The sequence below is a fragment of the Allobosea sp. 2KB_26 genome, from assembly GCF_052115715.1.
Taxonomy (GTDB): Bacteria; Pseudomonadota; Alphaproteobacteria; order Rhizobiales; family Beijerinckiaceae; genus Allobosea.
The window spans coordinates 92,385-105,703 of sequence record NZ_JBFRHE010000015.1; the positions used below are offsets into that span (position 1 = coordinate 92,385).

General features: G+C 63.7%; 11 protein-coding genes. 7 read left to right on the top strand and 4 right to left on the bottom strand.

Annotation, left to right across the window (positions count from 1 at the left end; all coding sequences use genetic code 11):
* The 4 genes from AB4099_RS28355 to AB4099_RS28370 all read right to left on the bottom strand — a co-directional run bounded on the left by AB4099_RS28355 (nt 1) and on the right by AB4099_RS28370 (nt 5,060).
* Entirely contained in the window at nt 1-933 is a 933-nt protein-coding gene (locus tag AB4099_RS28355; RefSeq protein WP_441480554.1) for an ABC transporter permease, read from the bottom strand.
* Nucleotides 934-1,089: 156 nt separating this feature from the next.
* Entirely contained in the window at nt 1,090-2,703 is a 1,614-nt protein-coding gene (locus AB4099_RS28360) for an ABC transporter substrate-binding protein (protein WP_441480555.1), read from the bottom strand.
* Nucleotides 2,704-2,743: 40 nt separating this feature from the next.
* Nucleotides 2,744-3,955 (bottom strand): enolase C-terminal domain-like protein, encoded by a 1,212-nt coding sequence (locus AB4099_RS28365; RefSeq protein WP_441480556.1) that lies wholly within the window; start codon nt 3,953-3,955, stop codon nt 2,744-2,746.
* A 7-nt stretch (nt 3,956-3,962) separates the two neighbouring features.
* Nucleotides 3,963-5,060 carry an enolase C-terminal domain-like protein gene (locus AB4099_RS28370; RefSeq protein ID WP_441480557.1) on the bottom strand — a complete coding sequence of 366 codons (1,098 nt, stop codon included), beginning with the start codon at nt 5,058-5,060 and terminating at the stop codon, nt 3,963-3,965.
* Between the two features lie 343 nt (nt 5,061-5,403).
* Here AB4099_RS28370 and AB4099_RS28375 point away from each other — a divergent pair, with 343 nt between their 5' ends.
* The 7 genes from AB4099_RS28375 (at nt 5,404) to AB4099_RS28405 (ending at nt 13,067) form a co-directional block, all read left to right on the top strand.
* On the top strand, nt 5,404-6,108 hold the full coding sequence (locus tag AB4099_RS28375) for a GntR family transcriptional regulator (protein WP_441480558.1): 705 nt from the start codon (nt 5,404-5,406) through the stop codon (nt 6,106-6,108).
* Nucleotides 6,109-6,519: 411 nt separating this feature from the next.
* Entirely contained in the window at nt 6,520-7,635 is a 1,116-nt protein-coding gene (locus AB4099_RS28380; RefSeq protein WP_441480559.1) for a mandelate racemase/muconate lactonizing enzyme family protein, read from the top strand.
* Between the two features lie 33 nt (nt 7,636-7,668).
* Nucleotides 7,669-9,267 carry an ABC transporter substrate-binding protein gene (locus tag AB4099_RS28385; RefSeq protein WP_441480560.1) on the top strand — a complete coding sequence of 533 codons (1,599 nt, stop codon included), beginning with the start codon at nt 7,669-7,671 and terminating at the stop codon, nt 9,265-9,267.
* An 11-nt stretch (nt 9,268-9,278) separates the two neighbouring features.
* Entirely contained in the window at nt 9,279-10,214 is a 936-nt protein-coding gene (locus AB4099_RS28390; protein WP_441480561.1) for an ABC transporter permease, read from the top strand.
* Nucleotides 10,214-11,095 carry an ABC transporter permease gene (locus tag AB4099_RS28395; protein ID WP_441480562.1) on the top strand — a complete coding sequence of 294 codons (882 nt, stop codon included), beginning with the start codon at nt 10,214-10,216 and terminating at the stop codon, nt 11,093-11,095. The genes AB4099_RS28390 and AB4099_RS28395 overlap by 1 nt, the downstream gene beginning before the upstream one ends.
* Nucleotides 11,092-12,078: an ABC transporter ATP-binding protein gene (locus AB4099_RS28400; protein ID WP_441480563.1), complete on the top strand. Its 987-nt coding sequence runs from the start codon at nt 11,092-11,094 to the stop codon at nt 12,076-12,078. Before AB4099_RS28395 ends, AB4099_RS28400 begins: the two co-directional genes overlap by 4 nt.
* Entirely contained in the window at nt 12,075-13,067 is a 993-nt protein-coding gene (locus AB4099_RS28405) for an ABC transporter ATP-binding protein (protein WP_441480564.1), read from the top strand. The genes AB4099_RS28400 and AB4099_RS28405 overlap by 4 nt, the downstream gene beginning before the upstream one ends.
* Nucleotides 13,068-13,319 lie beyond the last annotated feature (252 nt).

Sequence of the window (13,319 nt, forward strand, 5' to 3'; positions counted from 1 at the left end):
TCAGGCTCCCTTCACGCGGGGGTCGATGACCACGTAGAGCAGGTCGGTTGCAAGGTTCACCAGCACGACGAGGACCGAGAGAAGCACGAGGCCTCCCTGGATCAGGCTGTAGTCGCGGGCGGTCACCGCGCCGACGAGCAGTTGCCCGACGCCCGGCCGGTTGAAGACGAGTTCGATCGCAATGGTGCCGCCGAGCGTGGCGACGATCATGAGTGAGAGCTGCGTCGTGATCGGGATCAGCGCGTTGCGCACGATGTGCTTCCAGACCACGACCCGCTCCGGCGTGCCGAGCGCGCGAGCCGTGCGGACATAGTCGCGGCCCGAGACGTCGAGGACGGCCGTGCGGGTGAGGCGCATCAGGCCGCAGCCCTTCAGCAGTCCGAGCGTCATCGCGGGAAGGACGAGGTAGCGCAGGTCGAAGGGCGTGTCGCCACCGCCGAGCAGCGGAAACCAGCCGAGCTTCAGCCCGAACACGATGAGCAGGATGAGGCCGAGATAGAAATCCGGAAGGGCCGAGCCGAACAGCGAGACGAGCCGGCTCGAATGATCGACGCCGCCACTCGGGCGCATCGCCGAGGCGACGCCCACGGGCACGCCGATCAGGATGCCGACCACGGTCGAGGCGAGCGTCAGCATGACCGTATAGGGCAGGTGCCGCAGCATCGTCGCGGTGACGTCGACCCCGTTGACGAGCGAGCGGCCGAGATCGAGATGCAGGAGCCCCCAGAGGAAGCGGCCATATTGGACGAGGAGCGGCTGGTCGAGCCCGAGTGTCCTGCGGACATTCTCGATCGTCTGGGCATTGGCGCGGTCGCCGAGCATGGCGATGACGGGATCGCCCGGCAGGAGCCGCATGGCGAAGAAGACGAAGGAGAAGACCAGGAAGGCGGTCAGAATTGCATCGGCCAGTCGCTTGAGAACGAACCGCCCCATCGTCTCGCAAACCTTTCAGGGCATGGCCGGCGGCATGAAGCCACCGGCGCCTGGCGCTCGATCATCTGACCGAATGTCGTATCCGCCCAGTGATCCAACCTCTTGTGTTTGCATCGGCTGTCCCGAAAACCGCTCTCCAGGTTTCAGACCGATGCCCTAGCGGGCTACGCGCCGCGCCGTGGCGTATTCGTATTGGCCAAAGCCGCTGAGCGGCTTGTAGCCGAGGTCGACATGGCCCTGAATCGCGCTGACCAGGGGTTGGGTCTGCAGCGGCAGCACCGGCATGTCGCGCAGGATCTGGAGTTGGGCCTCCTTGAGCAGCGCCAGCTGCCGGTCGACATCGGTCGACCCGACGGCCTCGTCGACGAGCTTGTCGACGCTGCCGCCGATCTCGCCGTAATGCGAGAAATTGCGCAACGATGCCGGCTTGCCGACCGCCGCGGCCGAATGCAGGAACTCGTTGATCACGGCGGGCGCCGTCGGCGCGATCGCCGTGGACAGCATGTCGATCGTGCCTTCGTCCTTTCGGATGGCGGCGTGATAGCTCGCATGGTCCATGATCTTGAGCTTCACGTCGATGCCGACCTTGCGCAGCATGTCCTGCACCATCAGCATGTTCTGCTTGTAGTCGGAGCGCTCGCTCGACAAGGCCTCGATGCTGAAGCCGTTGGGGTGGCCGGCCTCCGCCAGCAGGGCCTTGGCCTTGATCGGATCGTAATCGTAGCGAAGCTCGGCGGGGATATCGGCTGTCTTCAGGGCGCCGTAGAACTCTTCCGGGACGATCGTGGGCAGCGGGCCGTGGACCACGCCGAACACAGATTTCCAGACCTTGCGATCGACTGCATAGGCGATGGCCTGGCGCACGCGCACGTCGTCGAGCGGCTTGATCTTCATGTTGAAGTGGAGGAATTGCAGGCTCCCGGGCTGCATGATGCTGATCTGGGCATCGCTCCGCGCCTTCTGGATCTGGTCGACCCAACGCGGCTCGCGCGGGCCGCTGGTCTGATCGATCTCCTTGCCGATAAAGGCGATCGTTGCGGCGTTGTCGGCCGGAATGTAGCGGAAACGTAGGGTCTCGGTCGGCGGCGCGCCGCGGAAATAATCCTTGTTCGCCTTGAGGACGATCGATTCCTGCGGACGGTACTCGGCGAATGCGAACGGTCCGCTGCCGATCGGCGCGCGACCGAACTCGGCCCCAAGCTTTTCGACGGCTTTGCGCGGCACGATGTAGCGGCCGAAACCGGGCGTCAGGGCCGAGGCGTGAAAGAACGCGTTCGGTGCCTTGAGGACGAAACGGACCGTCAGCGGATCGACGACCTCGATTGTGTCAATGTCCTTGAAGCTGGCGCCGTGCACGCCGCCGAGCTTGGGGTCGAGTTGTCGTTCATAGGAGAACTTCACGTCATCGGCAGAGACCTCGCCATAGCCCTGGTGCCATTTCACGCCGGGCTTGAGATAGAAGGTCCAGACCTTCTTGTCGGGCGACACCTCCCATCGTTCCGCGAGCTCCGGCTGAAGCGCCGCCAGCTCGATGTCCATGGTGCCGCGCTTGGTATTGACCAGCGAGTTGAAGACCTGGAGCACGATCGTCTCGTCGTCGCCCGTCTTGGTCAGGGCTGGATCGATCGAACCGAGGTCGCGGGCCTGGAGCCGCAGCGTCAGCGTGTCGGTCGCGCCCTGCGCGAAGGCTGCGCCGTTGTGCGACACGGCACTGAGGCCGGCCATGCTCAGGGCGCTCGCGACGACTGAGCGTCGTGTGATGCGTGTCATGATTTCCTCCTGTGGGAATGGCGGGCTCTTTCGGCCGCGCTCATTCGAAGACGCTGTGGCTGACCTTGTGCTTCTCGATGAAATCCCAGTCATAGGTGACGCCGAGGCCTGGACCGTCGGGCACGACGAAGCAGCCGTCTGAGGCGACCGCGTCGAGCTTGTCGGAATATCCGTCGGTATAGAACGTGCCGACAGCCTGGCCGCGCGACGGCCCGACCATGGCCAATTCATAGAAGTTCGTGTTTCGGATGGCGGCCATGGCGTGGCGATGTGCCGGACCATTGCCGTGGAGCTCGACATCGAGGCCCAGCGCCTCGGCGAAATGGGCGATCTTCATCGTGCCGGTGATGCCGATATCGAGATCGGGATCGGCCCGCACGAAGTCGGTGCCGTCGGCGAGAGTGAGTGTCGCCATGGCTTCCAGCCCACGCACGTGCTCGCCAAGCAGGATCGGCGTCTTGATCAGTTCGCGCAGGCGACGATGGGCGTGGGCAGCAAGCCCGCCGTCACTATAGGGATCCTCGTACCAGAAGAAGCCGGCCTCATCGCAGGCACGGCCACAGGCGAGGGCGTCGGCGAAGGTCTTCAGGTGACAGGCTGAATCGTGCATCAGCTTCATGCGCCCGCCGACACGCCGACCGAGAAGCCGGATCGCGGCGGCATCACGCCGCCAACCGCCATCGGTCCAGCCGTGCATCTTGAAGGCGCGATACCCCAGGCCGTAGCATTCCTCGGCGAAATCAGCGAAGGCCTCGGGCGTGGCGAGGCCGCCGCCATCGCCGCCGAACCAGGTCGAGGCGTAGGCCGGCAGGCGCTTGCCACGATGGCCGCCGAGCAGATCGCTGACTGAGTGGCCTGTGCGCTTGCCGGCCAGGTCCCAGAGCGCGTTGTCGATCTGGCAGCCGCCGATCCGGTCTTCCTTGCGCAACCAGCGACGGATGTCCTCGTAGATCGTCTCGCGGGCATAGCAGTCCCGCCCGATGATCCATTTCGCGATGAATTGGGTCTGTGGAGCCGTGTCCGTGCGTCCGCCGACATATTCGCCGCGCGCTCCGTCCTGGGTTTCGATGCGGACCGCGATGCGTTTGCGTGTCGTCCGTACGCCGGGCATGTCGATGCCGCTCGGACTGACGTCAAAGGCGACGTTCTCCATGTCCTGCGCGAACAGAATGACGTCGATCCGGCGGATCCGCGTGGCCGCCGAACCGAGGACGTCGCGGGCGGCGCTTGCCGTGTCTTCTACGCTCAGCATGGCGCCCTCACTCGATCACGACATGCGATTTGGCATTGCGGGTGATGTAGTCCCAGTCGTAGCTCACCCCCAGACCGGGCCCTCCGGGCACCGGAAAGCATCCATCAGCACCGACGCTGTCGAGATCGTCGGAATAGCCGCAGGTGTAGACCGGCGCATTGAAATTGCCTCGGGACGGCCCGACCATCGACAGTTCGTAGAAATTGGTGTTGCGGATCGCCGCCATGCAGTGCCGGTGGGCGGGTCCTGGCGCATGCAACTCGACATCGAGGCCGAGCGCCTCGGCAAAATGCGCGATCTTCATCGTTCCGGTGATACCGATGTCGAAATCGGGGTCGGCGCGCACGAAATCGGTGCCGTCGGCGATTGTCAGCGTCGCCATGGATTCCAACCCCCGCACATGCTCTCCGAGCAGGAGAGGCGTCTTCAGCATCTCGCGCAGCCGCCGGTGGGCGTGGGCGGCAAGACCACCGTCGCTATAGGGATCCTCGTACCAGAAGAAATTGGCGTCATCGCAGGCCCGGCCGACTTCGAGCGCGTCGGCAAAGCTGCGCAGATGGCAGGCAGCGTCATGCATCAGCGCCATCCTGTCGCCGATGCGCTGGCCAAGCAGACGCACGGCCGCGGCATCGCGCGTCGGGCTGCCGTCGGTCCAGCCATGCATTTTGAATCCGCGGTAGCCGAGCTCGTAACATTCCTCGGCGAAGTCGGCGAAGGCTTCGGGCGTCGTGAGGCCGCCACCCTCGCCGCCGAACCAGGTCGAGGCGTAGGCGGGGAGGCGGGTCTTGCCGCCGCCGAGCATTTGGCTGACCGACAGGCCCAGTCGATGGCCCGCCAGATCCCACATCGCGATGTCGATCACGCCAGCGCCCATGCGGTCTTCCTTGCGGAGCTGGCGGCGGACACGCTCATAGGCCCGTTCGCGGGCGAAGACGTCGAGGCCGAGCACAGCGCGGGCGCAGGCCGCGGCCTGGGCCAGCGAGTTCGCCTGGCCGCCGACATAGGCGCCCCGCGCGCCGTCCCGCGTTTCCATTCGCACTGCGAGGCGAGTGCGCGCGGACTTCGCGCCGGTCACGTCGATGCCGCCGGGTCCGACTCCGACCATCGGATAACTGAATATCCAAATTTCGACACGGACGATTTCGCTCGCGCGAGGACCTGGTTCGGCTCCGTCTTGCGTCTTGTCCAGTAGCCGCACGTCCATGGTGCTCGCTTCCAATCCCTTGGCACGGCCGGTTGTGACCCAGGGTCCGGGTCGCGAGGCCCAGACTGGCTGGACATCTTCGGCTTCGTCGGATTATATAATATCTATAACTTCGCAGAAGGCGGCGAATGTCAAGACGTCCGAATGAGGCTGATTGCGTCGCACGGGTTGCATCAACCCGCATTGCGTTTCACGAACGGGCGGCGATCAGGCGGGCGGTGGAATCGACGATGAGAGCGCCGAGATGACGGACGCACCGGCCCCCGCCAGCCGAATCGTGCCCTTCATGCAGGCGACGACGTATCAGCGGCTGCGCGAGGCCATCCGCGCCGACATCGTTGCCGGGACCTTCGCGCCGTCTGAACATTTGAAAATGGCGGCGCTGGTGCAGCGCTACGGGACGAGCCCCGCGCCGATCCGCGAGGCGCTTGGGCAGCTCGAAGGCGAGGGCTGGATCGAAATTCTACCGAACCGGGGCGCGCGGGTTCGTTCGATCGAACGGGCATTCATCCGCGAATTATTCGAGATCCGCCTTGCTCTTGAACCGCCTCTGGCCGGCTACAGCGCGGCGGTTGCAACCGTTAGCGACATCAACACACTCTGGGCTATCCATAAGGATTATGCCGCCGCGATCGGCCAGGGCAATTCGGCGGCGATCTCCTCGACCAATGGCGCTTTCCACACCAGCATCCTGTCGATCCGCCCGAACCGATCCGCGCTGGTTCTGCTCGATCAGCACAATGCATTCGTTGGAGCGACGCGACGCCGCTTCGGCTTCCCCGACCACCGCCTTGCCGCAATGGTGCCCGAGCACGAGGCGATCATCGAGGCCTGCGCGCGCAACGATGCGACTGCCGTGCGTCGGCTGATGCGTGCGCATATTCAACGCTCGATCGACGAGTTGATCCCGCGGCTGCCGGGCAACGACCCGGATCATCTCGAGAGTTGAACAGTTCTGACAGGTGAGAGCGGTGGCTTTTACTATCAACCGACCGTGCTGAGTGGGGTTCCGGTGGATGCAGCCATTTGAAATGACGAATCTTCGGTCGCACTGCGCCGATCTCTACGTTCTCAGCCAAGTAGAAGGCGATTCGCCTGGCCAACGACACCGAGAACGGGCCGATTTTAATGTCTGCACACGCGACCTCTCCGACGGGTTGCGGGGCGCGGGCAAACTGGAAAGCGTCATGGGCGGCACCGATCGACGGCTTAGGGTGGATCTATCGGCTCCGTTCGACGCTACCAAGCAGAGTGGGTTCGCGCGACGCCATCCTCGTATTCAGTGAGACTAAATAGGTCGCAGTGAGCTGATGAGCGCCCTGCGATAATCAGGTGGGTCTAACGTACCAAGGGGGGCATAATGAAGATTGCCAAGGTAGAGACGTTCCAGGTTGATTGGGGTGCGTCTGCAAAGGGGGCGCGAAGCGCGTTCGTCCGGATCGAGACTGAGGATGGTCAATACGGCCTGGGTGAAGCCTCGCCCATGCAAGGCGGCCTGGCTTCGCTAGTCATCATCGCCAACGACATGGCGCCGGCCCTGATCGGGAAGGATGCTCTCGATCATGCCGTCCTGCTGGACACTTTGTTCCACAAGTGCATCAAACTTGGGCCGGAAGGGGCCACAACGGCCGCGCTCGCAGCGCTCGACATCGCGCTCTGGGATCTAAAAGGAAAGCTGCTCGGCCAGCCTGTCTACAAGCTACTCGGCGGGGCCTGGCGCACGGCTCTACCCTGCTATGCCTCCGTTGGGGGCAATGCCTGGCGCACGGTTGATCAGGTTGTCGAAGTCGTCATGCGGCGGGTGGAGAAGGAGCGGCCCGCGGCGGTGAAGATCCGCTGGGACGGCGACCGGACCAGGCAGGACGTCGATATTCCCGGCGACATTGCCAAGGCCAAGGCTGTCCGCAAGGCGCTGGGCGATCAGTTCGTGCTCGGGTTCGACGCTAATAACGGCTATTCGGTCGGCGGCGCGATGCGGGTCGGCCGGGCGCTCGAAGACCTTGGCTACACGTGGTTCGAAGAGCCCGTGCAGCACTACCATGTCGCTGCCATGGGCGAGGTCGCCCAGCGCCTCGACATCACCGTTTCCGCCGGCGAGCAGACCTATACGCTTCAGGGGCTCAAGGACCTGATCAATGCCGGCGTGCGCATGGTGCAGCCTGACATCGTCAAGATGGGAGGCATCACCGGGCTGATGCAATGCGCCGCCGTCGCCTATGCTCACGGCGTCGAGCTCGTCCCGCACCAGACCCAGCCTTCCGTCGGCCACCTCGCCAATATTCATGTGCTGTCGGCCATCATGCATCTCAGCAAACCGGTCGAATTGGCGGATAACTGGGAGCGGGCCGGATCGCTCTTCAAGAAGAACCCGTCCGAGCCCATCGATGGCCGCTTCGAATTGCCGACGGCCCCGGGGCTCGGAATGGAATTCGACGAGGCCGAGATGAAAAAGCGGAGCATTCCCATCAGCGCCTGACGTCAGAACAAGACAAAAAGGGAGGAAAAAATAATGAAACTAACCAGAAGAACGTTTCTCGGTCACGCCTCGACGATTGCAGCGGCTGCGGCGCTGGGGGCTCCCATCGCTCATGCAAAGGACGAGGCGATCTCGATCGCCCTGGCGGCGCGTTCGCCCACGAGCATCAATCCGCAGCAGCCCGGGATGACCGGGGGCGACAACTGGGCGATTCACCAGGTGTTCGATACCCTCGTGAAATCAGACGAAGGGACGTTTGCAATCCGGCCCGAGGACTTCCGCCCCAGTCTCGCCGAGAGCTGGGAAAGCTCGGAGGATGCCAAGACGTGGACATACAAGCTGCGCCGAGGGGTGAAGTTCCACAAGGGCTACGGTGAAATGACGGCTGACGATGTCGTCTTCACCTTCGCCCGGCATCTTGATCCGAAGATCGTGACCAACCAGAAGCCGCTCTACTCCAATGTCGAGGCGGTCAAGGCGCTCGATCCCCACACCGTCCAGTTTACCCTCAAACGGCCCGATCCGCTGTTCAACGGCAGCGTCGTGACCACCCTCGCGGCCTCGATCCTCTGCCGGAAGGCCTTCGAGGAGAAGGGCAAGGACTTCGCCATGAGTCCGGTCGGGACGGGCCCATACCAGGTGGAAAGCGTCAGCCCCAGCGACGGGATCCAACTGGCTGCCTTCCCAGATCACTTCGCTGGACCGGCGGTTACCAAGACGATCCATGTCCGCTTCATTGCCGACACGACGGCGCGAACCCTCGCCTTCGCCTCAGGCCAGGTCGACATGATCGAAGGCGTCCGCTCTCCCGGCTGGCTCCCATCGATGCGCCAGCGCTCGGCCAGCACGATCTTCGACGCCACGGCGCCCGGCAGCTTCAACCTGCTCCACCTGAACCTGACGCGGCCGCCGCTGAACGATATCCGCGTGCGGCAGGCGATCCGCTACGCCATCAACAGCGACCAGATCGCAACGGCATTTGCCGGTCTTGCGGTCCCGATGGTCGGGGTCATCGCTCCGCAATTCGCCGGAGCGGTCAAGAAAGCGGATTTGCCGCCCGAGCTGCAATACAACTACGATCCCAAGAAAGCCAAGGCGCTGCTGGCAGAGGCGGGGCACCCGAACGGCGTGACCATTCCCTGCTTCACCAGCCAGCGTGAGGATTATGCGGCGATCATGCTGATGCTCCAGGAGCAGCTGCGCGCCGTCGGCATCAACCTCGATCTCAAGATCATCGACCATGCGACCATGCATTCCGAGAACCGCAAGGACCGGAATTCGATCGCCCTGTACTCGTCCAGCTACCCGCCGGTGCCGACGCAGCCCTTCCTGCAGCTGCTGTCGGCCGAAGCGGACGTCAAGGCCGATGGCACCGGAGCGGAAAACTACAGCCACTACGGCGTCGCCATTCCCGGCATCGACGCACTCATCGAAAAGGCTCAGGACGAGCCCGATTTCAACAAGCGTATCGCGCTCATCCAGGACATCGAGAAGCAGGTTCTGCGTGATCTGCCGCTCCTTGGGATTGTCACGCTCTCCTATGTCATAGCGCGCAATCCGCGTGTGAACATCGGATTCCCGGTCAAGTCTGGCTACGCCTATTGGCGTTTGAACAAGGCCACGCGCGTCTAAAGGGGCAGACCATGCTGCGTGTCATCGGAGCGAGACTGCTCGATGCCGTGCCGACGGTCCTGCTGGTGCTGACGCTCGTGTTCATCGCGCTGCGCCTGCTCCCTGGGGACCCGGCACTCGTCGCCCTCGGCGACTATGCGACCGCGGAACAGCTTGCGCTGTTTCGCGAGCAAATGGGGCTGAATGCGCCCCTCTGGCAGCAGTACCTCACCTTCATCTGGGACATGCTGACGCTCGATTTCGGGCAGTCCCTGATCGATCGAACGCCGGTCCTCCGGCTGCTGGCCGATAATCTGCCCTACACGATCGAGCTGACGCTTGTCGCGACGGGGATGGGGCTGCTCGTCGGGATTCCGCTCGGGGTGGTCGCGGCCGTCAACCGCAACAAGCTCCCCGACGCCGGCGTTCGCGTGTTCTCCCTCATCGGCTACGCGATCCCCGACTTCTATCTCGGGGCGCTCCTGCTGATCGTGTTTGCCCTGACCCTCGGCTGGTTCCCGATCAATGGCGGGGGCACCGGATTTTTCGACCGCATGTACCACGTGTTCCTGCCGGCGGTGACACTCGCCATGGTCAAGACGGCCTTCCTCGGCCGGTTGACACGGACCTCCCTGCTCGAGGTCCTTGGCAAGGACTATATCCGCACGGCACGGGCGAAAGGCGCACGAGAGAACCGCGTCATCTATCGGCACGGGCTGCGCAACGCCTTGCTGCCGATCACGACCGGGCTGGGGCTCAGTCTTCTGGCGACGCTGTCTGGGTCGGTCGCGATAGAGCTGGTCTTCAACCGGCCAGGCATCGGGGAAGTCCTGATCAGCGCAATTGCCAAGCGGGACTATCCCGTCATCCAGGCGGGCGTCGTAGTGTTCGCCTTCTTCGTTGTTCTGATCAACCTGCTGGTCGACCTCGCCTACATCGTGGTCGATCCCAGAATTCGGGTGAAGTGATGACACTGGCCACGGAACAGACCCATGTTCTCGCGCCGGAAGAGCCACGCTTCGGATTACTGCGCAGCATCATCCTGGGCCAGCCCTCCACGATCCTGGCGACGATCATCATCGCGGTCTTCCTCGCCATCGCCGTTCTGGCGCCCGCGATTGCACCTTATGACCCGCTGGCGCAGAGCTATCTCGCGATCAACACATACCCGTCGGCGGAACACTGGCTCGGCACGGATCAGTTCGGACGAGACGTGCTGTCGCGCCTGATCTTCGGATCACGCAATTCGCTGATCTTCGGTCTGATCTCTCCGACGCTGGCGGCGCTCGCTGGTACCGCACTTGGCGTCGCCGCCGGGTATTTCGGCGGGATGATCGATCGTCTGGTGACCCGGATCATCGACCTCCTGCTGGCATTCCCGGAGCTGCTGCTCGCCATCATGATCGCAGCCGTGCTCGGCGGCGGCTTCTGGAACGTCGTGGCGGTGATAACCATCGCGTTCGTTCCGGGCTTTGCCCGCGTGGCGCGGGCCTCGACGCTCGCGGTCAAGCAGGAACCCTATGTGGAAGCGGCCATCGCCGCGGGTGTCACCACGCCCATGATCATCGTCCGGCATGTGCTCCCCAATATCTCGGCGCCCATCGTGGTGCTGATGACGCTGTGGGTCGCATCGGCCATTCGGCTCGAGGCCTCCCTCAGCTTCCTCGGGATCGGCACCCAGCCACCCAATCCGAGCTGGGGCAACATCATCCGCGACGGCCTGGGCAACATCTTTGGCTCCCCCTGGCCGATCATCGGAGCGGGCTTTGCCATCACGATGGTCGTCCTGGCCTTCAACCTGATCGGCGATGCCGCCCGCGACGTGCTCGATCCGGAGACCGCTCAATGACGCCACCTCTTCTGAAAGTGGAGAATCTGGCGGTCGAATTCGGGCCGAAGACCAACCCCATCCGTGCCGTCAACGGCGTGAGTTTCGAGATCGAGGCCGGCGGCGCCGTTGGCATCGTCGGCGAGTCCGGGTCGGGGAAGTCGATCACGTCGCTGTCGATCCTGCGGCTGGTCCCCGAGCCGCCGGGCCGGATCGTGCAGGGCCGGGTCGAGCTCAACGGGGTCAATCTTCTCGATCTGCCCCGGGCGAGAATGCCGGATATCCGCGGTCGCGACATCGCGATGATCTTCCAGGAGCCGATGAGTTCGCTCAACCCCCTGATGACCATTGGCGATCAGATCGGCGAAGCCATCATGCTCCATTCCCCGCTCGATCGCGAAGCGCGGCGGCGCCGGGTGATCGACGTGCTGAACCTTGTCGGGATTCCCGATGCCGCGGGCCGGGTCGGCGCCTATCCCCACCAGTTCTCGGGCGGGATGCGCCAACGTGTGATGATCGCGATGGCGCTCGCCTGCAGCCCCAAGCTGTTGATCGCCGACGAGCCGACCACCGCGCTCGACGTCACGATCCAGGCCCAGGTGCTCGAATTGATGAAGAGGGTTCGGTCCGCGACGAACACGGCAATCCTCCTGATCTCGCACGATCTGGGCGTCATTGCCGATGTCTGCGAACGGGTCATCGTCATGTATGCCGGTCGTGTCGTGGAAGACGGCGACGTGCGATCGATTTTCCGCAGGCCAAGTCACCCGTATACGCGCGGTCTGCTGGAATCGATCCCCCATCTCAGGGACCAGCGCCGGCGCCTGTTCCAGATACCCGGCTCGGTGCCCTTGCCGGGCACCGTCAAGCACGGCTGCCCGTTCTATTCCCGATGTTCGCTGCGGGTTGACGAATGCGCCAGGGAAATGCCGCCGATGTTCCGCTTCGGCGAGAACCATACAGCGGCCTGCTGGGTCACAGCAAAGGCGGAGGCCGTCCAATGATCGAGCCGCTTATCCGGACCGAGAATCTCAGCAAGACCTTTGGCGAGGCCGGCGGCCTTTTCCGCAGATCGAAGGGCAGCAGCGTCCGTGCCGTGGACGGCGTGTCCTTTTCGATCAATCGCGGCGAGACCGTCGCGGTCGTCGGGGAGTCCGGCTGCGGCAAGTCCACCATGGGACGGCTGCTGCTGCGCTTGATCGATGCGACGGAAGGCAGCGTCTTCTTCGAGGGAACGGACATCAACACGCTCTCGCGAAGCGAGATGCGGCAGATGCGCCAAAGAGCACAAATGGTGTTCCAGGATCCCTACGGGTCCCTGAGCCCGCGCAGGAGCATTGCCGACATCGTCGCCGAACCGCTCGAGGCTTTCGGCCTTGTTCGCAACCGACGGGAGAAACGGGAGCGGGTCGCGGAACTTCTGAACCAGGTCGGACTATCGCCCAGCTTCATGGACCGGAAGCCGCGCCAGTTCTCGGGCGGCCAACGTCAGCGGATCGGCATTGCCCGGGCCATTTCGGTTGATCCGAGTTTCGTCGTGGCGGATGAGCCGGTCTCCGCCTTGGACGTCTCCGTGCAGGCACAGATCGTCAATCTTCTGCAGGACCTGCAGGAGCAGAAGCGCTTCACATATCTCTTCATTGCCCATGACCTTGCCGTGGTCCGGCACATCGCTGACCGGGTCATGGTGATGTATCTAGGACGCGTCGTTGAGATCGGGCACAAGGAGCAGATCTATTCGGCCCCGCAACACCCCTACACCCAGGCCCTCCTGTCGGCGGCCCCTGAGCCGGACCCGGATTTCAAGGCCAGGCGCATCATTCTCGAAGGGGACGTCCCCAGCCCGACACGCGTTCCTACGGGGTGCAGTTTTCACACCCGCTGCCCGCTGGTGCAGGACATTTGCAAGGCAGAACGCCCAGCATTGCGCGAAGTGATGCCTGGGCAAAGTACAGCTTGCCACTTTGCGAGTCCGAATCCCATACCGGCTTGACAGCGCACCTGCTCGATTGCGTTTCCACGGTGACTTCGGAGCGACAATCCATGCCGCTCTCCCAAGACAATCCTGAAGCCTCGCCGTCCCTTATTACGGAGGGCATTTCTCCGTCAGCCGGACGATTTCCGGCTCGAGCTCGTGGGCGGGCGCCATCGCTCCGAGTCAGTCAGCTGCGGAAGGTTCTCGTCGCATTTGCGGCCGGCGCTGGCCGGCTAATCGACGGCGGAAGGTGATCTGCTTCCGGCTGAG